Source organism: Mycobacterium sp. pUA109, from assembly GCF_041287095.1.
In the GTDB taxonomy this organism is placed as follows: Bacteria; Actinomycetota; Actinomycetes; order Mycobacteriales; family Mycobacteriaceae; genus Mycobacterium.
The window spans coordinates 128588-151732 of record NZ_JBGGKS010000012.1; the positions used below are offsets into that span (position 1 = coordinate 128588).

Below are 23145 nucleotides of genomic sequence, written 5' to 3' on the forward strand. Positions count from 1 at the left end.
CTTACTGGAGGGCTCGACAGTCCGGCCGAGCGGCCGCCGAATCCGGCCCGCGGAACCCGTCGTGAAGGTGATACGGACATGAGCGCAACCGAGGAACGGATCGATCAGCAGGCCGCGCTGCGCGCCCAATTGCAGCGACAGCGGCACGCCTTCCTGCACGACGGCCCGCCCAGCGCGGCCACCCGGCGCCACCGCATCGACCGGCTGTTGGCCCTGGTGCTGGACAACACCGACGCGTTCGCCGACGCGATGGCCGACGACTTCGGCACCCGGTCCAGGGCGGCGTCGCTGTTCACCGAGGTGGTCGGCATCATCCCGGTGATCGAACACACCAGAGCCCATGTGGCGCACTGGATGCGGTCGACCGCGCTGATGCGGGCGGCGCGGCTGGCCGGCCTGCGCGCCGAGGTGCAGCCCACCCCGGTGGGGGTGGTTGGCATCATCGGCCCGTGGAACTTCCCGCTGAACCTGGTGGTGCTGCCGGCGGCGGCGGCGTTCGCGGCGGGCAACCGGGTGATGATCAAGATGTCCGAGATCACCGCGCGGACCGCGCAGCTGATGAACGACATTGCGCCGCGTTACTTCGACGCCGACGAACTGGCCGTCGTCACCGGCGGGCCCGAGGTGGCGGCGACGTTCGCCGCGCTGCCGTTCGACCACCTGTTCTTCACCGGCTCACCGTCGGTGGGCGCGCGGGTGGGCGGCGCCGCCGCGCGCAACCTGGTTCCGGTGACGCTGGAGCTCGGGGGGAAGAATCCGGTGGTCGTCGCCCCCGACGCCGACCTGCGCCGGGCGGCCGCCCGCATCGCGGCCGCCCGGATGGTCAACGGGGGACAGGTCTGCGTGTGCCCCGACTACGTGCTGGTCCCCAACGACCGCGTCGAGACCTTCGTCGAGGTGGCCCGGGACACGCTGCGCGGCATGTTCCCCACCATCGCGGCCAACGGCGACTACTGCTCGAGTGTGAACGAGGCGAATTTCGACCGGGTCCTGGGTCTGATCGACGACGCCCGGTCCCACGGCGCCACCGTCGACACCGTTGCTCCGGCAGGAGAACTGCTGCCCGATCGCCGGACCCGCAAGATCGCTCCCACCATCGTCCGCGGCGTCGACGACCGGATGCGGATCGCCGAGGAAGAGATCTTCGGGCCGGTGCTGGTGGTGCACGGCTACACCGACGTGTCCGAGGCCATCGACTACATCAACGCCCGCCCGGCGCCGCTGGTGGCGTACTGGTACGGACCCGACAACGCGGATTTCCGCGGCTTCATCCGCCGCACCCGCAGCGGCGGGGTGGCGCGCAATGACTTCGCCGCCCAGATGATTCCCTCGGCGGCCCCGTTCGGGGGCGTCGGCCGCAGCGGGATGGGCGCCTACCACGGCAAGGCCGGTTTCGACGCGTTCAGCCACTACCGCACCGTGGTGGGCTCGGATCTGCCGTTCAGCCTGACCGGCACGGCCGCGCCGCCGTTTGGCCGCCCGATGCGGCTCTACGCCGACGCCACGCTGCGCCGGGCCCGCAACCGCACCCGTCGTCGCCTCAACCGGCGCTAGCCCTCGATCGCCTGCTCGCGGGCCCAGCGGTAGTCGGCCTTGCCGGCCGGGCTGCGCACGATGACCTCGCGGAACACCACCGCCTTGGGCAGCTTGTAGCGGGCGATGGACGCCGCGGCGTGCTCGATGAGCGCAGCGGCGTCGGCGGCGGCGCCGTCGGCCAACGCCACCACCGCGACCACCTCCTGACCCCAGCGCTCACTGGGCCGGCCGGCCACCACCACGTCGACCACGGCCGGATGCGACGCGATCGCCATCTCGACCTCCTCGGCGAAGATCTTTTCCCCGCCGGAGTTGATCGTCACCGAGTCGCGGCCCAACAGCTCGACGGTGCCGTCGCGCAGGTGACGGGCCCGGTCGCCGGGCACCGCGTGCCGCACCCCCTCGATGACCGGGAACGTGGCCGCGGTCTTGGCGGCGTCACCCTTGTAACCCAGCGGCACATAGCCGCGCTGGGCCAGCCAGCCCAGCCCCTCGTGCGCCGGCGGCAGGATCGAGCCGAGATCCTCGGCCACCACACAGGTATCCGGTCCGGCGGCGAACTTGCCGGTCGACACCGCCCCGGACGTGGACAGGTGGTGCATCTGCGCGCCGGTCTCCGAGGAGCCGACCCCGTCGACGATCATCGCGTTGGGTAGCGCCTCGATCAGCTGCTGTTTGACCGACGGGGTCAGCAACGCGCCGCCGTTGGCCACCACCGCCAGCGACGACACATCGGCGGTCCCGCTGTTGATCGCGGCCACCAGCGGCCGGGCCATCGCGTCGCCGACCACCGTCACCACCATCACCTGTTCGCGTTCGATGCTGCGCACCACGTCGTCGGCGTCGAAATGGTCGACGATCGACGGGAACACCAGCGTCTGGCCGGAGTTGATCGCGGTCATCACCGCCCACTGCGCGGCGCCGTGAATCAGCGGCGGCAGGATCATCAGCTTGGTGCCCGGGTTTGCCTGCACCGCGGCCACGATCTCGGCGATCGAGCCGACGGGTTCCCCGGTCATCAGGTTGCGGCCGCCGAACGAGGTCATGAAGATGTCGTGCTGACGCCACAGCACCCCCTTGGGCATCCCGGTGGTGCCGCCGGTGTACAGCACGTACAGGTCGTCGGGGCACGGGGTCACCGGCGGCGGTTGCGGGGCGGTGGCTGCGATGATGCTCTCGTAATCGACCGCGCCGTCGAGCAGGGCGTTTCCGGAGTCGTCGGCGATCTGGATCAGCACTTTGAGTTGCGGAAGCTCGGGCAGCACCTCGGCCAGCGTCGGCGCGAACACCGCGTGGTACACCAGCGCCGTCGCGCCGGAATCGGCGAGCAGGTAGGCCAACTCGTTTTTGACGTAGCGGTAGTTGACGTTGAACGGGGCCACCCGCGCCCGGAAGGTGGCCAGCAGCGTCTCGACGAACTCGTTGCCGTTGTAGGCGTAGATGCCGAGCAGGTCCTGGCCGGTCTCGTGGCCGGCCAGCGCCGACCGCTCGGTGTGGCACCCCAAACCCTGGGCGTGCAGGTAGGCGGCGAGCCGGTTGGCCCGGTCGACGATCTGTGCGTAGGTGTAGCGGCGGTCGCCCTGGATGACCAGCTCACGGTCGGGAATCGCGGCTGCGATGGCGTCGACGACGGCCGGCACGGTGAATTGCGCGGTGCCCGTGTGCGCTTCAGCGGTCTCGACGGTGTCCGACATCATGCCTCCAGATCAGATCGGGTCCGGTGTCGTGCAAACCGTACCGCCCACGGTGGTGCGTTCGATCACCGCCGCCACGCTTGCAGGAGATCGGCGGTGGTGGTGACGGTGGCCAGCAGCGACAGGGTGTGCTCGATGACGGCCCGCCCGTATTCGGCGGGCACGCCGGCCACCGCGTCGCGGGGCAGCACCACCTGGTAGGCCGCGTTGACCGCGTCCATCACCAGGTTGGGGATGGCCACGTTGAGCGACACCCCGACCGGGACGACGGTCCTCACCCCCAGATTCCGCAGGATCGCATCCAGGTCGGTGCCGCCCATCGGGCCCACCCCATGCCAGCGGTGCAGCACCAGATCATCTGGCTGCGGGCCGAATTCGGGGAGCAGCGCCGCCCCGGGGCTGCCCGGGGCGATGGCCACGCCGCGGCGGCCCGCGGCGAACAGCCGCGCATTGTGGTTGGCGCCCCGGCCGTCGGGCCGGCGCCGCACCAGGCAGTGCACGATCTGCACCCCGGCGGCGCGGGCCGCCGGCAGCAGCCGAGCGATGTTGGGCAGGGCTTCGCGGCGGGCCGCTTCGGCCAGGACCTGTAGGCCCGCATCGGGGCCCACGACCGCGCCTTGCAGCTCCTGGGTGACGACGGCGGTGTGCCCGGGCGCCACCAGCTCGGTCGGCAGCGCGCTCATCGCGCGGCGGCGGTCTGGTCCACCGGCGGGACGTCATAGAATTGGGTGGCCCACTTCCGCAGCGCCATATAGCCTTTCGCGTCGGTTTTGGACAGCGCCGGGTGCTCCACGTACTTCTGGTAGCGCCAGATCTGCAGATCGTCGAAGACGGTGGACAGGAACTGCTTTTCGATCACATCGCGCAGCTTGCCGGACGGCACGGCGGCGGTGTCGCCGGGGGTGCGGGGCCACCAGATGGAGTAGAACAAATCCGAGCACTCATCGTCGACCGGCGTGCAGGTGAAGATCAGCCGGTGGTTTTGGGCGCCCTCGAAGACGCTGATCGCCCCGCCCAGGCCGAACAAGTGACTGTGGAATTTCAACGCGAGATCTTGCGCGTTGTCACTGCTGGCATCCGGCCAGCCGGCGACGAACTGCCATTCGTGGTCCACGATCTGCCAGTCCAGCACCCGTGGCGTCACCGTGGCGTGGTGCACGTACTCGAAATGGGCGCTGTCGGGGGCGTTTTCGGCCACGATCTGCGGATGCACCGGTTCGCGTTCGGCGCGCCGGGAAAACTCCGGATACGCCCGGTAGTAGGCCGCGGGATCGGTCTCGAACTGCGGGAACTTGCGAAAGATGTCCGGCATCTGCCACTGCGGTTTGATGCCGTCGGGCTGGTGCCACAGGAACACGCAGTCGTACTGCTCCACCACCGGGTAGACGCGCAGCCGCAGCGCCCGGTTGGGCCGGTCGGGCTGATAGGGGATGTATTTGTTGCAGCCGTCGGGGCCCCACCGCCAGCCGTGGAACGGGCACTCGACGCAGTCGCCGACCACCTTGCCGCCGTGGCCGAGGTGGGCGCCCAGGTGTTTGCAGTGCGCCTCCAGCACGTGCAGTTGCCCGGACTCGTCGCGGTAGGCCACCAGGTCTTCACCGAAGTAGCGCAACGGCCGCACCTCGCCGACCGGAAACTCCGGTGACCAGCCGATCATGAACCAGCCGGTGACTTTCCAGGTAAACGGAACCTTCATCGCGTCGTCCTCCTGCCGCCGGGATACGGAATAACTTACAGTAGCTATTTCGAGTGGTATACGAGCAGGAGGACGAACGTGGCGGAACCCGACGAGGTGGAAGCGATCCGGCAACTCAAGGCCCGCTACTGCCGGTTCCTCGACACCAAGGACATCGACGCGTGGCGGGCGTTGTTCAGCCCGGACGTGGTGGTCAAACTCGACATGGCCGTCTCGGCCGGCGGGGCCGATGGTCAGACCGCGCCCGCCTTGCAGGGCCTGGAGGCCTTTGTGCCCGTCGTGCTGGGCGGTATCGGCGAGGCGGCCACCATGCACCACTGCCACACCCCGGAGATCGCGCTGACCTCGGCCAGCACCGCGACCGGGATCTGGGCGATGGAGGATCGGCTGATCTTCGGCGACGGTCGCGAGTTGCACGGCGCCGGGCACTACCACGAGCGCTACGAAAAGCGCGACGGCGCCTGGCGGATCACCGCGTTGCACCTGACCCGGACGATCCTGCGGCTGATCGAACCGCCGTCTCCCCCAACGCGGCGATGAACTCCGGGGCGGCCGGCGGGCCGGTTAGCCGCACAGACCGCGCACACTACTGTAATTATTACAGTAATTTGACGTGGTGATGGGAGGCCGCCAACCATGACCGAGGCCGGTGCGCCGCAACGCGTACCGCAGATCGTCCGCGGGCTGGGCGGGGTGCTGCCCCGCTCCGTCGACGCGCTGCGGCAGTCGGCCGATTGGCACGCCGCCTCACCGCGCGGCATGCGTCAGCTGGGCGAGGTCATGCTCGACGAACTCACCCTGACCGGCATGACGCTGCTGGCGCCCACGCCGACGCTGCAGCGACCGTTGAGCGACTGTGTCCCGGCGGCCGAGGAACTGGCCGCGCTGGGCATCGAGCGCGCGCATGCTGACCCGGAGCCGCTGCGGGTGAAGACTATTCGTCGGCGCCGGATCGGGTCATTGGCCTATGAGCGGGCCAGCTTCGAGCACGACCCGCGGCTGCCGGGCACGTTGGAGGCGCAACACCTGGGCGGACCCGCGACCGCGGAGGTCCACCTGTGCCGGCACCGCGACGGGCCGCGACCCTGGCTGGTGTGGGTGCACGGCGCCGGTCAGGGAGCGGCGATGGACCTGCTGGTCGCCCGGGTGGGCCGGTTGCACCGTGAGCTGGGGTTCAATATCGCGCTGCCGGTCCAACCCGGGCACGGCGCCCGTCGCCGCGCGTGGCCGGCCTATCCCGGCCACGATCCGTTGAGCAACGTCGCGGGCATGATGCGGGCGATCTCGGAGGTGCGCGCGGTCGTGCGCTGGCTGCAGCCCCAGTCCACCGCGATTGCGGTGTCGGGGATCTCGCTGGGCAGCCCGGTGGCCGGGCTGGTGGCGCATCTGGAAGAGCGGGTGGACGCGGTGGCGGTGTACACCCCGATCGCCGGGCTCAACGCGATGATCGGACACCATCTGTGGCGGTGGGGCCCGACGGCGGGACCGATGAGCGACGCCCTGCGGTCCGAGGTCGCCACCAACCTGATGTCGGTGGTCAACCTGCTCGACACCGACCCGGTGCCGCCGCCGGCGCGCCGACTCATCGTGGCGGCCTGGCACGACCGGATGGCGTTTCGGGAGCCCGCCCTGGCGCTGCAGCGGCGGTGGGGCGGCCAGTTGTATTGGCACGACGGCAGTCACGTCGGCCAGATCTTCTCCCGGCGTGTGCAAGCCGAGTCGGAGCGGTTCCTGCAACAAGCAAGGGGTGTGTGGAAGTGACGCAACGGGTGCTCGATGAGCTGGGCTACTACCTGCTGGCCGGGGCCGGTGGGGAAGGGCCGGCGACGTTGGTCGACGAGGCCCGCCGCGGTGAGGAACTCGGCTTCGGGACCGCGTTCATCTCCGAACGCTGGAACGTCAAAGAGGCCTCGTCGCTGGTCGGGGCGGCCTGCGCGGTCACCGACCGGATGCAAATCGCCACCGCGGCAACCAATCACAACACCCGCCACCCGTTGATCACCGGGTCGTGGGCGACCACCATGCACCGGCTGTCCGGCGGCCGATTCACGCTGGGGCTGGGCCGCGGGGTGGCCGCCATGTACGCCGCGTTTGGGATCCCGGCGGTCACCACCGCGCAGCTGGAGGACTTCGCGCAGGTGATGCGGCGGCTGTGGCACGGTGAGGTGATCTTCAACCACGACGGGCCGATCGGCCGCTACCAGGTGCTGTTTTTGGATCCGGACTTCCACGAAGACATCCGGCTGGCGCTGGTGGCGTTCGGCCCCCGGACGCTGGAGCTGGGTGGGCGGGTGTTCGACGACGTCATCCTGCACACCTACTTCACCCCGGAAACCCTGCAGCGCGCGGTGAAAACCGTCAAGGACGCCGCCGAGCGGGCGGGTCGCGATCCCGCCAGTGTGCGGGTGTGGTCGTGTTTTGCCACCGTCGGCGATCACCTGCCCGAGGCGCTGCGGCTGAAGAAGACCGTGGCCCGGCTGGCGACCTACCTGCAGGGCTACGGCGATCTGTTGGTGAAGACCAACGGCTGGGATCCCGCGGTGCTGCAACGATTCCGGGCCGACTCGGTGGTGACGTCGATTCCGGGCGGCATCGACCACAAGGCCACGTCGGAGCAGATCGAACACATCGCCACGTTGATTCCCGACGACTGGCTGGAGCCGGCCGCCACCGGTTCCGCGCAACAGTGCGTTGACCGCATCCGGGCCGAGTTCGGCTACGGCGCCGACGCGGTGATCCTGCATGGTGCCACCCCGGACGAGCTGGAACCGATCGTCCGGGCGTACCGCGGCTAACGGTGACAGAAAAAGTGCGCCGAATGTGCGGTTTCATACGCTTTTCGGCGATGGAGCGTATGGCACCGCACAGTCACGAACGCTCCCGCGCGAAGACGTACGACCCGGCGGTGATGGGTTTGTCGGCGGCGCCCTCGTCGTAGAGCAGCACCCGCACCGCCACCGTGTCGCCGGCGCCTGGCAGCGGTTCGCATTCGGCCCGGAACGGCCCGGTCTTGCCGCCGGCCAAAAACATCACATGCGACGAGACACCCTGCAGCTGACTGGTTCCGGCGACGGCCGCGGCGGCGTCCAGCGCGGCCGTCTCCAAAATGACGAACTGCGGCCCGATGTGCAGCGCGGCGTCGGGGGAGGCCACCTCGACGGTGAGTTCGGGCAGCGCCCAACACTCGTCGGGGCGGCGGTGCCCGCCGAACACCTGCCACAGCGGCGGCAGGTCGGGGGAGTCGACGATGTCGAGCGGGCGGGCCGGCATCTTCTGCAGCCCGTCGGGCGGGACCCCGATGCTGATGCCCTGCCCCGCGGTGAGCGCCAGCACCCGGCTCGGGTTGTCGGCGTCGACGATCGTCGAGCGGCTGTAGCCCAATTGCCGACCGCGTTTCAGGGTTTGCGACACGATTTCGATGCGTGCCACGTCGCGGCCCGGGTCGAGAACCTGACACGAGTGGACCACCGGGTTGGGGACCGCCTCCAAATCCGACATCCCGCCGCCCTCCGGGGCGGCGATGCCCAGCACGGCCAGCAGCACCCCGCCGGTGGCATTGCGCATATCGCGGCGCAGGGTGACGGTGTCGTCGGCCGGGCCGAGGTCCATCGAGGCATAGCTGCGCCCGATATAGCGGTAGCTCAGCAGCCCGCCCCAGCGTCGGCGCAGCTCGGCGGCGTAGGCCTGCGGATCTCCGCGGAGTTCACGAATGTCTTGGGGCACCGCGGCACTCCTGACGGGCGAGTGTTCGTGGCGAGCGTGCGCAGAAACGGGTTTCACCCCGGCGCGTCGGCCGGGGACACGCTCCCCCGCAAGCGGGAGGTGCCCCCAGCTCGCGGAAAAGCATCACGGCAGGATGCCGATGCGGCTGACGGGTTCCGCGGGGGACTGGCGGCCGGAGATGCCGCGCTGCAGGGCGAACAGCAGCGCATCCCGGGTCTCGCGTGGGTCGATGAGCTCATCGAAACCCAGGTGTTCGGCCGAGCGGTAGGAAGCCTGCAGCTCGGCGTCACGCAGCCGCGCCGACAGGTCCTCGGCGGCGTGCGAGGCGCGGCTGAGCGCCGCCGCGCTCATCGCCCCCATGGTCGCGCCCGGGTAGGCGAACGTGGCGCCCTGGGCGTCGAACCCGAGCAGCGACATCACCATCGAGCCGAACCCGTAGGCCTTGCGCAGCGTGACATGCAGCTTGATCGTGGTGGCCGCGGTTTGGGCGGCGAACATCCGCCCGCCGGCGCGCAGCACCCCGCTGCGCTCGGAGGCCGACCCGGGCAGCATGCCGGGGTTGTCGGCCAAAAACACGATCGGCAGGTGGAACGAGTCGGCGACGGTGATGAAATGGGCGGCCTTGTCGGCGGCGTCGGCGTCGATGGAGCCGGCCAGCACCTGCGGCTGGTTAGCCACCACCGCCACCGGGTGCCCGCCCAAATGCGCCAGCGCGCAGATGATCGCCGGCCCGAACCGGGGTTGCACCTCGAACCAGTCCGGTCGGTCGAAGACCACGTCGAGCACCGCGCGCATGTCGTAGATGCGGCGGTTGTCCCGGGACACGATGTCGAGCAGCTCGGGGGTGGGCCGCGGCGCGCTGTCCGCATCGGGCGGCAGCGGCGCCGGATACGACCAGGCGCTGGGCGGAAAGTAGGACAGGTAGCGGCGGATGTCGTCGAGCACGGCGGCGTCGTCGGCGGCGAGGTTGTGGATCACCCCGCTGGGTACGGCGACGTCGGGACCACCCAGGTCTTCTTTCGAAATGTCTTCGCCGGTGGACTCTTTGACCACCGGCGGGCCGGCGGTGAAGATCGCGCCCTGGGGGCTCATGATCCGAAAGTCGCAGACCGGGGCCACCAGGGCACCGTGGCCGGCCGACGGGCCGAGCACCGCGGCCACGGTGGGCACCCGGCCCGAGCACTGGGCCTGGGCCAGCAGGTCGGTCGGGGTGCGCCCGTAATGCCCGCCGGTGGGCCGAAACCCGGCGCCCTCGAGCAGCATCACCAACGGAACCTTGTCGCGCACCGCCAGTTCGGCGATGCGGTACCGCTTGGCGTTGCCGCCCGGCCCGATGCTGCCCGCCAGCGTGGTGAAGTCTTCGGCGCCCACCATCACCGGTGCGCCGCCCAGCAGCCCGGAACCGACCACGATCCCGTCGGCGGCGATCTCCCCGCCGACCAGGGTGCCCAATTCGCGGAAGCTGCCGGCGTCGAGCAGGTGCTCGATGCGGGCCCGGGCGTCCAGCTTGCCCTTGCCGCGGTGTTTGGCGAGTCGCTCCGAACCGCCCATCGCCCGGGTGTGCGCCCGGCGACGGTCGAGGTCGGTGAGCGTGTCCTCCCAGTCTTGGGATGGTGTCATGGTCGGTCCTCACTGGTCGTGGTGCAGCCGTTCGTTGACCATACTGAAGCCCTTACTGTAGCGTCCGCCTGCATGGTGAGTTCGGCATCCGAGGACAGCCCCCGACCCCCCGACGGCGATTGGCTGGGCACGCCGTACCTGTCGTTTCGGCGGGAGGGGCCGATTGCGGTGTGCACCCTGGACCGCCCCGAAGCCCGCAACGCGATGAGCCCCGCGATGTACTTCGGGATCCGCTACGCGGTGGGCCGGGTCAACGCCGACCCCGACCTGGCCGGGCTGCTCATCACCGGCACCGGCGACGTGTTCGCCCCGGGCGGCGATATGGGCGGCGGCGGCGCCGACAACTGGATCACCTTCGGGGCCGCGCTGGGCATGGACGTCACCCCGTTCGACGCGCTGCGCAGCTCGGCCAAACCGGTGGTGTCGGCGGTCAACGGGCTGTGCCAGGGCGGCGGACTGCAAATCGCGTTGTGCAGCGACGTTTCGGTGGTCAGTGACCGGGCTACGTTCCGGGTGCCGGAACTGTTCCGCGGCATCGCCGACACCTACTACAGCCAGATGCTGGCGCGGCTGATCGGGCCGGTCCGGACCCGTGATCTGATGTTCACCGGCCGGGTGCTCAGCGCGGCCGAAGCGTTGGAGTGGGGGATGGTCACCCGGGTGGTCGCCCACGAGGAGCTGCTCGGCACCGCCCGGGATATCTTGGCGCAGTGTTGCCGTACGGCGCCCGGGGCGCGCGCGGTCATCAAGTCCAGCCTGGACGCGTATCTGGGGCTGTTCGACCGGATCGGGATGACCTCCAGCCTGGGCGCTGCAGAGGCCGTGGAAGGGTTCGCGGCGTTCAAGGAACGCCGCTCACCGGACTGGGTGCACCCGGAGCTGCGGATCGACGGCCGGCTGTAGGCGACGCGTCGGGGGATCAGTGCTGGTTTGCGGGCCGGACGTGAGACGGTTGGGGTTATGCAGTCCCATGACTACCTGACCTACGAAGAGTTCGGGCGCCGGTTCTTCGAGATCGCGGTGACCGAAGAGCGGGTCGCCGCCGCGTTTGCCTCGATCGCCGGGGATGAATTCAGCATGCCCCCGATCGCGCAGGGCCCCGGCAAATTCGCCAAGGTCAGCGCCGACGTCAAGATCCGGGAGCCGCGGGTCAGCCGAAACCTCGGTGCCACGATCACCTTCGCGATTCACATTCCGCTGAGCATCGAGCTGCTGGTCGATCTGCGGCTGGACAAGCAGCGGTTCACCGTGGCCGGCGATATCGCGCTGCGGGCCACCGCGCGAGCCGCCGACCCGTTGCTGTTGATCGTCGACGTGGCCAAGCCGCGCCCGGCCGATATCACCGTCCAGGTGTCCTCGACGTCCATCCGCGGCGAGATCTTGCGGATCATCGCCGGCGTCGACGGTGAGATCCGGCGGTTCATCGCCGCCTACGTGGCCGACGAGATCGACAGCCCCGCATCGCAGGCGGCGCAGACCATCGATGTGGCCGAGCAACTCGACGCCGCCTGGACGGGCATTTAACGGCCGGGCTCACGGCCACCGGGCGACGGGGCTTCGGCGGCGCGCACCCGACGGCGTTCGGCGCCGATCCAGGCCAGCCCGGCCCCGATCGCCAGCAGCGCGACGATGGCCGCCGCCACGCCCCAGCCGGCCTGCCCGGCGGCGAACGTGCCCAGGCACACCATGACGGCCGCGACACCCACCCCGATGAGGATCAACCCCGGCATCCGCACGGTGTCTTTCATCGCCTCGCCGGCGCGCGGACGGGTGGTGCGGTAGTGATCGACGGGGTCGTTCGCGGTGTCGCCCATGAGCCTCTCCTCTGCACTCGGCTGCGCCACCTGCCCGCCCGGGCAGATGCTCACCGGTGATTACCCGCGCCGGCGAGCGGAGAAACGCGAGTGAGCCGTCAGATGGTTTGGTGGCGCCCGAAGTACTTGTGGTCTTCGCTGTAGCCGCCGTACCCGCTGCCGAGCTCGGCGTAGCTTTCCAAAAATTCGATTCCCTTGAGCCACTTCACCTGTTTGAAGCCGTGCTGCAGCTCGTTGCGCAGCCGCAGCGGTTTGCCGTGGCCGTAACTGAGCGGTTCGTCGTTCATGCTGTAGGCCAGCATGGTCAGGTGGTGGCTCATCTGCTTGATCGGGTGCACGTTGTAGTAAATCCCGCCGGTGGCACCGAAACCCATCGAGTAGAACGCCACCCATTTGGCCTCGGGCAGCGGCTTGACGACGTCCATGATCGACTGCATCGACACCCCGCCCCACTTGGCGACACCCGACCAGGCCTGGATGCACATGTGCTGGGTGATCTGCTCGTGGTAGGGCAGCGCCTTGAGGTCGTCGAGGGAGAAGTCGGTGGGGTTCTCCACCAGGCCGTAGACCTTCAGCCGCCAGTCTTTGAAGTCGTCCTTCTCCAACTGCTTGTACTCCACGGTCTCCGGCAGCCGGCCGTTGTGCCAGAAATACGGGGAGATGTCCTTCTCGGTGAACGCCCCCGGTTTGGGGTTGGCGGCCTCCAGCATCCGCTGGAACGGCCCGATCAACGCGTAGCCGACCCGCTGCACCACCCGGGGGTGCTTAATCGTGAACGGGGTGGCCCACACCCAGGCGATCGCCACCACCACCATGGCCGCGGCGAAGACACCCAACCCGAGCCAGCTGTCGTCGTCGCGGGAGGCGAACATGTGGTTGAGGTTGCGCAACGCGTCGGTGGCGAACACCAGCGTGACGTGCACCAGGATGAAGAACAGGAAGTACACCAGCACCAAAAAGTGCAGTGAGCGGGCGTGCTGCAGGTTCAACCGCTTGCTGATCGCGGTGAAGCGCATCGACAGCGCCGGCGACATGCCCAGCGCGGTGATCAGCGCCGCCGGGGCGGCGATGAACACGGTGGTGAAGTAGGCGATGATCTGCAGGCCGTTGTAGGCGTACCAGCCGTTGTCATCGGGCCAATGCAGCGACAGGTATTGGATGGCCGTCGACGCGGCGTTGGGGAACACGTCCCAGCTGGTCGGCACCACGTGCCGCCACTGGCCGGTGGCGAACAGCAGCACGTAGAACACCGCGCCGTTGAGCAGCCACAACACGTCGGCGCCCAGGTGCCACCAGCGGGCCAGCCCGATGGAGTGCCGGAAACCGGGCAGCCCCAGCTGCGGCGGCAGCGCGACGGTGTCGTCGTTGGCGGTCCAATACCCTTCGGGTACCGGCGGTCCCACCCGCAGCCATTCGTCCTTGCCGGGCGTGGAGTTGCGGCTGAAATACAGCCGGGGATGGTCGCAGAGGATCTGGATGCCCGAGCGGATGATGAACATCATCAGGAACAGGTTGAAAAAGTGGGTCCACCCGGCCCACGCCGGCAGGCCCGGCGGCACATTGGTGGCATCCGAGCCGGGGTAGCGCTCGACGAACGCGTGGACGGTCGGATTGTGGTAGAGGCCCTTGTCGATCGCCACCGCCACGATCAGCCCGACGAACCCGATCGGTAGCAGCCACAGCAGGTTGAACCATTTGTCGTTGCCGACCCGCAGCTTGGGTGCGGTGGCGCGCCGGGTCAGATCGAAGCCACCGCCGTAGGCCTCCACGTCGATTTGGTCGTGGGCGTGGTGGATCTCGGTGCGGTAGCCCTCCAGCTCCAGCTCGACGGCTTCCAGCTCACCGAGTTCGTCCGATTCCGGCTCGACGACCGAGGGCCCCGCCTGCCCGACAGGATCGTGATCTTCGCTACTCAACACACGTCTCCCTTCGTCGCTCACCAGACGTTCAAAAAGCTACACGAGGCCGGCTGCAGATTAGCTGTGAACAAGGCGCACACCGGGTGCCGGCGGGAAGTGCGACACGAAATTACCTGCGCAAAATCCGCATTTGCGCCCAGATCCGGCAAATTCTTCCGCATGTGCTGGACTTTGCTGGAGTGGTGGTCGCGCGTGTCGGCGCGGCGGTTCACCGCGGCGCGCGCCAGCGGCCGAAACCACGCAGCCCGGAGTGACATTGGTCACATTTCGGTGCTATCCGCCGCGCACCCGCCGGGCCGGCCGGGTCTCGATCGCGTCGATGGTCAACGCCCGCCGCCGGATTAGCCAGCCCGCGTCGGTTAACTGATAGTCATCCCGGTAGCGCAGATACCAGATCAGGTCGCTGTCGCCGTCGGCGCGCTGCGTCCAGTGATGGGCGATGCCGGCGATACGGCCTCGCGCCGCACCCGGTGCGGGCCCGGGGTCGTAGACCTCGCCGACGACCGCGTGCTGGGTGCGGGTCACCGTCGTCACCGCGGCGAGCGCCGCCGCGATGGCATCCCGGCCGCGGTGCGCCCGCACCGGCTCCAGCGTCGCCGGCGCCTCCGGGACGATCAACTCCGCGGTCGCGGTGAACAGCTGTGCCACCGCACCGAACTCGCGGTCATCGACCCCGGCGGCGTACCGGTGCACCAGATCCGCCAGCGCCAGCCGATCGGCGACCGCCAGGCTCATCGGGGCCCGTTTCGCGCAGCGTGAACGAAACCGTGCAGCACTTCGGCCAGGGCCGCGGCCCGCGGGTCGGTGAACACGTCCTCCAGCAGCAGCGCCGTGCCGTCCGGACCGGCCAGCGGGATCCGCCAGTTCGGGTATTCGTCGGTGGTGCCGGGCTGGTTTTGGGTGCGCCGGTCGCCGACCGCGTCGGTCAGCGCCACCCCCAGCAGCCGCGAGGGGGTGCGGCCCAGGTACCGATGCAGCGCCAGCACGGTGTCCTCGGGGTCGCGTTCGGGATCGGTGTGCGCGCCCAGCAGCCCGACCCGACGCAGCTCGGTCATCCAGGCCGCCCGGTCGGCCCGGTCGGCGTCGAGTTCCTCCTCGACGGGCCGGGTCAGCAGACCGAGCCGGGCCCGCAGCCGGACATGGTCGGCGGCCAGGTATCCCGCGGTGGGCGGCAGGTCGTGGGTGGTGACCGAGGACAGGCAGTCCTGACGCCACCGTTCGGCGGGCAGCGGCCGACCGTCGCGGTCGCGTTCGAACCACAGGATCGAGGTGCCCAGCACCCCGCGCTCGGCCAGGTAGTCGCGCACCCAGGGCTCGACGGTGCCCAGATCCTCACCCACCACCAGCGCCCCGGCCCGGTGCGCCTCCAACACGACGATGCCGAGCATCGCCTCGTGGTCGTAGCGCACGTAGGTGCCGTGCGCCGGGGCCGCCCCGTCGGGAATCCACCACAGCCGGAACAGACCGATGATGTGGTCGATGCGCAGCCCGCCGGCGTGCCGCAACATCGCCCGGATCAGCGCCCGGAACGGCTGGTACTCCTGTTCGGCGAGCCGGTCGGGCCGCCACGGCGGCTGCGACCAGTCCTGGCCGCGTTGATTGAACTCGTCCGGGGGAGCGCCGGCCGTCACCCCCAACGCCAGCACCTCCTGCAGCGCCCAGGCGTCGGCACCATGCGGGTGCACCCCGACCGCCAGGTCGCCGACGATGCCCAGCGCCATACCGGCCGCACCGGCGCCCGACTGCGCGGCGCCGAGCTGCTCGTCGAGCTGCCACTGCAGCCAGCGGTGGAAATCGACGGCGGCGCGGTGCTCGGCGGCGAACTCGGCGACCGCGGGGCCGGCCGGATGCCGCAGCTCCTGCGGCCAGCGGTGCCAGTCGGCGCCGAACTGCTCGGCCAACGCACACCAGGTGGCGAAGTCGTCGAGGGCGGCGCCTTCCCGGGCCCGAAACGCCGCGTAGGCCAGTTCGCGGCCCGCCGACCGTGGCACCGCGTAGACCAGCTCCAGCGCGGCGCGTTTGGCCGCCCAGGCGGCGTCGCGGTCAATGCTGTCGCGCGCGGCGGCCCGCTGCTGCGCGCGGGCCTGCAGCCGCCGCACCCGCCCCCGTTTGCGCAGGTAGGCGAATTCGTCGATGGCTTCCACCCGCAGGTACAGCGGGTTGACGTAGCGCCGTGAGGTCGGCAGGTACGGCGAGGGCTCCATCGGGGCGGTCGGGGCGGCCGCGTGCAGCGGGTTGACCAACACGTAGTCGGCGCCGTGCCGGGAGGCCGACCACACCGCCAGGTCGGTGAGGTCGGTGAGGTCACCAACCCCCCAGGATCGCCGCGACCGCACGCTATACAACTGGGTGGCCAGGCCCCAGGCCCGCCCGCCGAGTCGCGGCAGCCGACCCGGGGACACGATCAGCGCCGTGCTGGCTTCCGCGGCACCCGAGCGCAGCTGCACCCGGTGATAGCCGGGTGGCAGATCGGCCGGCAGCACGAAGCTGGCCTCACCGACCCAGCGGCCATCGAGGTCGAATGGCGGGGTGAAGTTGTCCACCTGCCGCGCGTCGTCGCGGACCGTGCCGTCCTCGAGCTGCACGCGGATCTGGGCGGGCTGACCGTCGGTGACGTGCGCCCACATCGGGATTTCGGTGCCGACCCGCCCGACGATGGTCGGCGGCAGCGGCCGGCTCCAATACCCCCGGTCATGGGCGGCCAGCGCCGCCTGGCGCTGCGGTTCGGTCGTCGCGGCGACCCCCAGCGCGCCCAGCACCCCCACCAGGGTCGCCTCCGGAACCGCCACCTGGCGTCCGGTCCAGTCCTCGTAGGCGGTGGCCACCCCGAACCGCCCGGCGAGTTCGGCCAGCGACGGCGCCGGTTCGGTCATGCGGGCCCTCCCTCCGGTGTCGCCCCATCGTGCCGCACCGCCGGCGGTGTTCGCTTGACGAGCGGACCGTGCCCGGGGTCGCTAGCATGCCTGTGGGCAATCCAGACGAATCCATGTAGGGGCAGATGACGAGCAACAACACGGTGGTCGACGCCGCTTTCCGCGCGGCTCGGCGCACCGCTGGGGCGTGGTGGTCCGACTCCGGGAGGCCTACCGTTATCGGTATGAATGGCGGCGGTGCGGGGCATCGCGGCATGCCGCCGGGCCGGAACGTGATCCGGCATGGCTGAGCACGAGCGCGGACCCGGCTACGGGCTGGGGTTATCGACCCGGACACAGGTCACGGGTCACCAGTTTTTGGCGCGCCGCACCGCGCTGGCGTTGACCCGGTGGCGGGTCCGCATGGAAGTCGAGCCGAGCCGGCGGCAGGGGCTGGCCGTGGTCGCCTCGGTGTCGGCGGCGGTGGTCGTCTGCCTGGGCGCCCTGTTGATGTCGTTTTTGAGCCCGTCCGGCCAGATCGGCGAAACGCCGATCATCGCCGACCGGGACTCCGGGGCGCTGTACGTGCGGGTCGGGGACACGCTGTATCCGGCGTTGAACCTGGCCTCGGCGCGGCTGATCGCGGGGCGGCCGGAGAACCCGCACAAGGTGCGGTCGAGTCAGATCGCCGAGGCCCCGCACGGCCCGCTGGTCGGCATCCCCGGCGCCCCGTCGGAGTTCTCGCCGAGCAGCCCGACGTCGGCGTCGTGGCTGATCTGCGACTCGGTGACCCCGACGATGGGGGTGGGGGCCCCGTCGCCGGTGACGGTGACCGTGATCGACGGCGCCCCGGATCTGTCCGATCGCCGGCAGGTGCTCAGCGGCTCGGCCGCGGTGGTGCTGCGCTACGCCAACGAGTCGTGGGTGATCCGCGACGGCCGCCGGTCCCGCATCGACGCCGCCGACCGGTCGGTGCTGCTGCCGTTGGGGTTGGCGCCCGAGCAAGTCAGCCAAGCGCCGCCGATGAGCCGGGCGCTGTTCGACGCCTTGCCGGTCGGTGCGGAACTGTCGGTGCCGACGGTGCCGGAGGCCGGCAGCCCGGCGCACTTCGCCGACGCCCCCGGTCCGGTGGGCACCGTCTTCGTCACCCCGCAAATCAGTGGGCCACAGCAGTATTCGGTGGTGCTCGCGGACGGGGTGCAAACCGTGACCGCGGTGGTGGCCCAGATCCTGCAGAACGCCGGCGCCACCGGCGGCGGCAAGCCGATGGTGGTGGCCCCGCCGGTGCTGGCGAAACTGCCGGTGGTCCCGGCCGATAAGGCGATGGACCTGTCGGCGTACCCGGAGGGGCCGCTGAGCGTGATCGACAAGCGGGAGAACCCGGCCACCTGCTGGTGGTGGGAGCGCGCCGCCGGGGAGGGCCGGGCCCGCGTGCAGGTGGTGTCCGGGCCGACGATTCCGGTGCCGCAAAACGAGGCCGACCGGGTGGTGTCGCTGGTCAAGGCCGACGACACCGGCCGCGAAGCCGACCGGGTCTACTTCGGGCCCGGCTTCGCGAACTTCGTCGCCTCTACCGGCAACGACCCGGGTGCGGCGACCACCGAATCGTTGTGGTGGCTCTCGGATTCCGGGGTGCGGTTCGGCGTCGAAGACACGCGTGAGGCGCGCACCGCACTGGGGCTGACCATGCAGCCCAGCCCCGCGCCGTGGGTGGCGCTGCGGTTGCTGGCCAACGGGCCGACGCTGTCGCGCGCGGACGCGCTGGTGCGGCACGACACCCTGCCAACAGATATGAAGCCAGGAGAATTGGTGGTGCCGAAGTGAAACGCGGCTTTGCGCGGCCGACGCCGGAGCGGCCACCGGCGGTCAAGCCGGAAAACATTGTGTTGCCGACACCGTTGAGTGTCCCGCCGCCGGAGGGCAAGCCCTGGTGGCTGGTGGTGGTCGGGGTGCTGGTCGTCGGTCTGATCGTCGGCATGGTGGCGATGACCGCCTCCAGCGGGTCGCGGATGTTCCTCGGCGCCGGCTCGATCTTCCCGATCTTCATGATCGGTGGCGTCGCGATGATGATGTTCGGCGGCCGCTTCGGCGGCGGGGCCCAGCAGCTGAGCCGGCCCAAGCTGGACGCCATGCGGGCGCAGTTCATGCTGATGCTGGACCGGCTGCGGGAGACCGCGTCGGAGTCGGCGGACTCCATGGACGCCAACTACCGGTGGTACCACCCGGCGCCGGCGACGTTGACGGCGGCCATCGGGTCGTCGCGGATGTGGGAGCGCAAACCCGACGGCAAGGACCTCAACTTCGGCGCGGTGCGCGTCGGGGTGGGCATGACCCGCCCCGAGGTCACCTGGGGTGAGCCGCAGAACATGCCCACCGACATCGAGCTGGAACCGGTGACCGGGAAGGCGCTGCAGGAGTTCGGGCGCTACCAGAGCGTCATCTACAACCTGCCCAAGATGGTGTCGCTGCTGGTCGAACCCTGGTACTCGCTGGTCGGTGAGCGCGAACAGGTGCTGGGTTTGATGCGGGCGATCATCTGCCAGCTGGCCTTCTCGCACGGACCCGACCACCTGCGCATGATCGTGGTCAGCTCCGATGCCGCGCAGTGGGATTGGGTGAAATGGCTGCCGCATTTCGGTGACTCGCGACGCCACGACGCCGCCGGCAACGCCCGGATGGTGTACGGGTCGGTGCGCGAGTTCGCCGCCGAGCACGGCGACTTGTTCTCCGGCCGCGGGTCGTTCATGCCGCGGCATCCCAGCTCGTCGGCGGAGACGCCGACCCCGCACCACCTGATCATCGCCGACGTCGACGACCCGCAGTGGGAGTACGTGTTCACCACCGAGGGTGTCGACGGCGTGACGTTCTTCGACCTGTGCGGTGCGTCGGCCTCGGCCGGTCCGTCCCCGCAGCGGGTGCTGCGGTTCACCGACGACAACGGGGTGATCGAGACGCTGCCCCGCGACCGCGACACCTGGATGGTGATCGACGACAACGCGTGGTTCTTCGCGTTGGCCGACCAGCTGTCGGCCGCGGACGCCGAACGGTTCGCCCAGCGGCTGGCGCAGTGGCGGCTGGCCGAGGCCTACGAGGAGATCGGGCAGCGGGTCACCCACATCGGCTCCCGGGACATCCTGTCCTACTACGGGATCGAAGACGCCGGCTCCATCGACTTCAGTGCGCTGTGGGCCGGTCGCCGCGACGCGCTGAGCCGGTCACGGTTGCGGGTCCCGTTCGGTAACCGCGCCGACAACGGCGAACTGCTGTTCTTGGACATGAAGTCGCTCGACGAGGGCGGCGACGGTCCACACGGCGTGATGTCGGGGACCACCGGGTCGGGGAAGTCGACCCTGGTGCGCACCGTCATCGAATCGCTGATGCTCGGGCACCCGCCCGACGAGCTGCAGTTCGTGCTGGCCGACCTCAAGGGTGGGTCCGCGGTCAAGCCGTTCGCCGGGGTGCCGCACGTGTCGCGGATCATCACCGACCTGGAAGACGACCAGGCGTTGATGGAGCGCTTCCTGGAGGCGATGTGGGGCGAGATCGCCCGCCGCAAGACGTTGTGCGACAGCGCCGGGGTCGACGGCGCTAAGGAGTACAACGAGATCCGGGCCAGGATGCGGGCCCACGGCCAGGACATGACCCCGCTGCCGATGCTGGTGGTGGTCATCGACGAGTTCTACGAATGGTTCCGCATCATGCCGACCGCCGTGGAGGTGCTCGACTCGATCGGCCGCCAGGGCCGCGCCTACTGGGTGCACCTGATGATGGCGTCGCAGACCATCGAGAGCCGCGCCGAAAAGCTCATGGAGAACATGGGTTACCGGCTGGTGCTGAAGGCGCAAACCGCCGGGGCGGCCCAGGCCGCCGGGGTGCCCAACGCGGTCAACCTGCCGGCCAAGGCCGGGTTGGGGTATTTCCGCAAGAGCGGCGAGGACATCATCCGGTTCCAGGCGGAGTTCCTGTGGCGCGATTACCACCGCGCCGGCTCGTTCGACGAGGAACAGGCGCCGCTGGTGCACGCCGTCGATTACATTCGGCCGCAGCTGTTTACCACCGCGTTCACCCCGCTGGAGGTGGCGGTCAGCGGCACCGAGATCGAGGCCGCGCCCGAGGAGGCGCTGCCGGCGGTCGGCGAGCGGCCCGCCGAGGAGGGCGCCGAGGAAGACGAGGGCTTCCGGACGCCGAAGGTCGGCACGGTGATCATCGATCAGCTGCGCCGCATCGAGTTCGAACCGTATCGGCTGTGGCAGCCCCCGCTGGATCAGCCGGTGCCGGTCGACGAGCTGGTCAACCGGTTCCTGGGCCGGCCGTGGCAGCAGGACTACGGCACCGGGCGCAACCTGGTGTTCCCGATCGGCGTCATCGACCGGCCGTTCAAACACGATCAGCCGCCGTGGGTGGTGGACACCTCCGGCCCCGGGGCCAACGTGCTGATCCTGGGTGCCGGCGGGTCGGGGAAGACGACCGCGTTGCAGACGCTGATCTGCTCGGCCGCCATGACCCACACCCCCGACCAGGTGCAGTTCTACTGCCTGGCCTTCAGCGGCACCTCGCTGGCGACGGTGGCGCGGCTGCCGCACGTGGGCTCGGTCGCCGGACCGACCGACCCCGACGGGGTGCGCCGCACCATTGCCGAGCTGTTGGCGCTGGTCCGGGGACGCAAACGCAGCTTCTTGGAGTACGACGTGCCGTCCATGGAGGTGTTCCGGCGGCGCAAGTTCGGGGACGCGCCCGGCGAGGTGCCCGACGACGGCTTCGGTGACGTCTACCTGGTGATCGACAACTACCGGGCGCTGGCCGAAGACAACGAGGTGCTCATCGAGCAGGTGAACCAGATCATCAACCAGGGCCCCTCGTTCGGGGTGCACGTGGTGGTCACCGCGGACCGGGAATCGGAGCTGCGGCCCGCGGTCCGCAGCGGTTTCGGGTCCCGCGTCGAGCTGCGGCTGGCCGCGGTCGAGGACGCCAAACTGGTGCGGTCCCGGTTCGCCAAGGATGTGCCGGTCAAACCCGGCCGCGGCATGGTCGCGGTGAACTACGTGCGGCTCGACAGCGATCCGCAGGCGGGTCTGCACACCCTGATCGCGCGGCCGGCGCTGGCCGCCACCCCGGAGCGCATGTTCGAATCCGACAGCGTGGCCGCGGCGGTCAGCGAGCTGGCGGTGGGTCGGGCCCGCCCGGTGCGGCGCCTGCCGGCCCGGTTCGGGCTGGACGAGGTGCGCGCGGTGGCCGCGGTGGATCACCGCGAAGGGGTCGGCGCCGGCGGAATCGCCTGGGCGATCTCGGAATTGGATCTGCAGCCGGTGTACCTCAACTTCGCCGAGAACGCGCACCTGATGGTCACCGGGCGCCGCGAGTGCGGGCGCACCACCACGCTGGCCACCATCATGTCCGAGATCGGGCGGGTGTATGCCCCCGGCGCCAGCTCGGCGCCGCCGCCCAGCGGCCCCTCGGCGCAGGTGTGGCTGGTCGATCCGCGTCGACAACTGCTGACCACGCTGGGCTCCGACTATGTGGAGAAGTTCGCCTACAACATGGACGGCGTGGTGGCGATGATGGACGAGCTGGCCGCCACGTTGGCCCGCCGCGAGCCGCCGCCGGGCCTGTCGGCCGAGGAGTTGCTGTCGCATTCGTGGTGGAGCGGGCCGGAGATCTTCTTGATCATCGACGACATCCAGCAGTTCCCACCCGGGTTCGACTCGCCGCTGCACAAGGCCGCCCCGTGGGTGACGCGGGCCGCCGACGTCGGGTTGCACGTGATCGCCACCCGCACCTTCGGTGGGTGGTCCTCGGCCGGCAGCGACCCGCTGCTGCGGGCGCTGCACCAGGCCAACGCGCCGCTGCTGGTGATGGACGCCGACCCCGACGAAGGCTTCATCCGCGGCAAGATGAAGGGCGGCCCGCTGCCCCGCGGCCGCGGCCTGCTGATGGCCGAGGACACCGGGGTGTTCGTCCAGGTCGCCGCCACCGAGCTGCGTCCGGTGCCGGGGCGCGGGTAACACCCGCCCCGGTACCGGGACGTTCCGGGTGCCAAGGGCGCGCCCACCCCGGAACGGTCCGGCGCATTCGGTGAGCGCGCTCGCCGCTAAACCGTTGTAGCGCACCGCGATCACTGAGGCCACCACCATGGCGCTGACCGCGGGCGTCGACCAGTGATGGTCGACGATCAACCGGACCAGTATGAAGGTGACCGGCATCGATTGCGGAACCATCAGCAGCGCCGAAGCCAGGTGGGTGCGGCGCAGTGCGTTTGACGTGCGGTACGGGTTGGCCGACTCCTGACCGGAA

17 protein-coding genes are annotated in these 23145 nt (G+C 69.9%); 8 read left to right on the forward strand and 9 right to left on the reverse strand.

The genetic code is table 11. From position 1 onward, the window contains the following. Positions 1 to 78: 78 nt before the first annotated feature. Positions 79 to 1554: an aldehyde dehydrogenase family protein gene (locus ACAG26_RS15525; RefSeq protein WP_370483656.1), complete on the forward strand. Its 1476-nt coding sequence runs from the start codon at positions 79 to 81 to the stop codon at positions 1552 to 1554. On the opposite strand, the gene ACAG26_RS15530 is transcribed toward ACAG26_RS15525, so the two are convergent. From ACAG26_RS15530 to ACAG26_RS15540, 3 genes are all read right to left on the reverse strand, one after another. Next, complete coding sequence (locus ACAG26_RS15530; protein WP_370483657.1) at positions 1551 to 3233, reverse strand: acyl-CoA synthetase; 1683 nt, start codon at positions 3231 to 3233, stop codon at positions 1551 to 1553. The genes ACAG26_RS15525 and ACAG26_RS15530 overlap by 4 nt on opposite strands. 62 nt (positions 3234 to 3295) lie before the next feature. Then, positions 3296 to 3913, reverse strand: coding sequence for a cysteine hydrolase (locus ACAG26_RS15535; protein ID WP_370483659.1), 618 nt, complete (start codon positions 3911 to 3913; stop codon positions 3296 to 3298). Next, positions 3910 to 4926, reverse strand: coding sequence for a Rieske 2Fe-2S domain-containing protein (locus tag ACAG26_RS15540; RefSeq protein ID WP_370483660.1), 1017 nt, complete (start codon positions 4924 to 4926; stop codon positions 3910 to 3912). Before ACAG26_RS15540 ends, ACAG26_RS15535 begins: the two co-directional genes overlap by 4 nt. A 78-nt stretch (positions 4927 to 5004) precedes the next feature. On the opposite strand from ACAG26_RS15540, the gene ACAG26_RS15545 reads away from it, so the two are divergent. The 3 genes from ACAG26_RS15545 to ACAG26_RS15555 all read left to right on the forward strand — a co-directional run bounded on the left by ACAG26_RS15545 (position 5005) and on the right by ACAG26_RS15555 (position 7721). Then, the gene (locus tag ACAG26_RS15545; protein WP_370483661.1) at positions 5005 to 5466 is read left to right on the forward strand and encodes a nuclear transport factor 2 family protein; all 462 of its coding nucleotides are present in this window, start codon (positions 5005 to 5007) and stop codon (positions 5464 to 5466) included. A 96-nt stretch (positions 5467 to 5562) separates the two neighbouring features. Beyond that, complete coding sequence (locus ACAG26_RS15550) at positions 5563 to 6687, forward strand: PHB depolymerase family esterase (RefSeq protein WP_370483663.1); 1125 nt, start codon at positions 5563 to 5565, stop codon at positions 6685 to 6687. Beyond that, positions 6684 to 7721: a TIGR03857 family LLM class F420-dependent oxidoreductase gene (locus tag ACAG26_RS15555; protein WP_370483665.1), complete on the forward strand. Its 1038-nt coding sequence runs from the start codon at positions 6684 to 6686 to the stop codon at positions 7719 to 7721. Before ACAG26_RS15550 ends, ACAG26_RS15555 begins: the two co-directional genes overlap by 4 nt. 73 nt (positions 7722 to 7794) lie before the next feature. On the opposite strand, the gene ACAG26_RS15560 is transcribed toward ACAG26_RS15555, so the two are convergent. Further along, on the reverse strand, positions 7795 to 8649 hold the full coding sequence (locus tag ACAG26_RS15560) for a hypothetical protein (protein WP_370483666.1): 855 nt from the start codon (positions 8647 to 8649) through the stop codon (positions 7795 to 7797). A 123-nt stretch (positions 8650 to 8772) separates the two neighbouring features. After that, the gene (locus ACAG26_RS15565) at positions 8773 to 10269 is read right to left on the reverse strand and encodes an acyl-CoA carboxylase subunit beta (protein WP_370483668.1); all 1497 of its coding nucleotides are present in this window, start codon (positions 10267 to 10269) and stop codon (positions 8773 to 8775) included. Between the two features lie 72 nt (positions 10270 to 10341). On the opposite strand from ACAG26_RS15565, the gene ACAG26_RS15570 reads away from it, so the two are divergent. Further along, positions 10342 to 11172, forward strand: coding sequence for an enoyl-CoA hydratase/isomerase family protein (locus ACAG26_RS15570; RefSeq protein ID WP_370483669.1), 831 nt, complete (start codon positions 10342 to 10344; stop codon positions 11170 to 11172). 57 nt (positions 11173 to 11229) lie between these two features. Beyond that, the gene (locus ACAG26_RS15575; protein ID WP_370483670.1) at positions 11230 to 11793 is read left to right on the forward strand and encodes a hypothetical protein; all 564 of its coding nucleotides are present in this window, start codon (positions 11230 to 11232) and stop codon (positions 11791 to 11793) included. Here ACAG26_RS15575 and ACAG26_RS15580 read toward each other — a convergent pair. The 4 genes from ACAG26_RS15580 to malQ form a co-directional block, all read right to left on the reverse strand. Continuing rightward, the gene (locus ACAG26_RS15580; protein ID WP_370483672.1) at positions 11790 to 12083 is read right to left on the reverse strand and encodes a LapA family protein; all 294 of its coding nucleotides are present in this window, start codon (positions 12081 to 12083) and stop codon (positions 11790 to 11792) included. The two genes, ACAG26_RS15575 and ACAG26_RS15580, sit on opposite strands and share 4 nt — an antisense overlap. 98 nt (positions 12084 to 12181) lie before the next feature. Then, positions 12182 to 13921 (reverse strand): molybdopterin-dependent oxidoreductase, encoded by a 1740-nt coding sequence (locus ACAG26_RS15585; RefSeq protein WP_370483735.1) that lies wholly within the window; start codon positions 13919 to 13921, stop codon positions 12182 to 12184. Between the two features lie 354 nt (positions 13922 to 14275). Then, complete coding sequence (locus ACAG26_RS15590; RefSeq protein ID WP_370483674.1) at positions 14276 to 14737, reverse strand: nuclear transport factor 2 family protein; 462 nt, start codon at positions 14735 to 14737, stop codon at positions 14276 to 14278. After that, entirely contained in the window at positions 14734 to 16875 is a 2142-nt protein-coding gene (gene malQ, locus ACAG26_RS15595; RefSeq protein ID WP_370483676.1) for a 4-alpha-glucanotransferase, read from the reverse strand. The genes ACAG26_RS15590 and malQ overlap by 4 nt, the downstream gene beginning before the upstream one ends. A 282-nt stretch (positions 16876 to 17157) precedes the next feature. Here malQ and eccB point away from each other — a divergent pair, with 282 nt between their 5' ends. Both eccB and eccCa read left to right on the forward strand, forming a co-directional pair. Then, positions 17158 to 18678: a type VII secretion protein EccB gene (gene eccB, locus ACAG26_RS15600; RefSeq protein ID WP_370483678.1), complete on the forward strand. Its 1521-nt coding sequence runs from the start codon at positions 17158 to 17160 to the stop codon at positions 18676 to 18678. After that, entirely contained in the window at positions 18675 to 22856 is a 4182-nt protein-coding gene (gene eccCa, locus ACAG26_RS15605) for a type VII secretion protein EccCa (RefSeq protein ID WP_370483680.1), read from the forward strand. The genes eccB and eccCa overlap by 4 nt, the downstream gene beginning before the upstream one ends. The last annotated feature ends 289 nt before the right edge of the window (positions 22857 to 23145 follow it).

What these genes read in the sequence shown, in the direction of transcription:
- ACAG26_RS15525 (WP_370483656.1), top strand. Translation starts at nt 79, where the DNA reads ATGAGCGCAACCGAGGAACGGATCGATCAGCAGGCCGCGCTGCGCGCC.
- ACAG26_RS15530 (WP_370483657.1), bottom strand. Translation starts at nt 3,233, where the DNA reads ATGATGTCGGACACCGTCGAGACCGCTGAAGCGCACACGGGCACCGCG.
- ACAG26_RS15535 (WP_370483659.1), bottom strand. Translation starts at nt 3,913, where the DNA reads ATGAGCGCGCTGCCGACCGAGCTGGTGGCGCCCGGGCACACCGCCGTC.
- ACAG26_RS15540 (WP_370483660.1), bottom strand. Translation starts at nt 4,926, where the DNA reads ATGAAGGTTCCGTTTACCTGGAAAGTCACCGGCTGGTTCATGATCGGC.
- ACAG26_RS15550 (WP_370483663.1), top strand. Translation starts at nt 5,563, where the DNA reads ATGACCGAGGCCGGTGCGCCGCAACGCGTACCGCAGATCGTCCGCGGG.
- ACAG26_RS15565 (WP_370483668.1), bottom strand. Translation starts at nt 10,269, where the DNA reads ATGACACCATCCCAAGACTGGGAGGACACGCTCACCGACCTCGACCGT.
- ACAG26_RS15570 (WP_370483669.1), top strand. Translation starts at nt 10,342, where the DNA reads ATGGTGAGTTCGGCATCCGAGGACAGCCCCCGACCCCCCGACGGCGAT.
- ACAG26_RS15575 (WP_370483670.1), top strand. Translation starts at nt 11,230, where the DNA reads ATGCAGTCCCATGACTACCTGACCTACGAAGAGTTCGGGCGCCGGTTC.
- ACAG26_RS15580 (WP_370483672.1), bottom strand. Translation starts at nt 12,083, where the DNA reads ATGGGCGACACCGCGAACGACCCCGTCGATCACTACCGCACCACCCGT.
- ACAG26_RS15590 (WP_370483674.1), bottom strand. Translation starts at nt 14,737, where the DNA reads ATGAGCCTGGCGGTCGCCGATCGGCTGGCGCTGGCGGATCTGGTGCAC.
- malQ (WP_370483676.1), bottom strand. Translation starts at nt 16,875, where the DNA reads ATGACCGAACCGGCGCCGTCGCTGGCCGAACTCGCCGGGCGGTTCGGG.
- eccB (WP_370483678.1), top strand. Translation starts at nt 17,158, where the DNA reads ATGGCTGAGCACGAGCGCGGACCCGGCTACGGGCTGGGGTTATCGACC.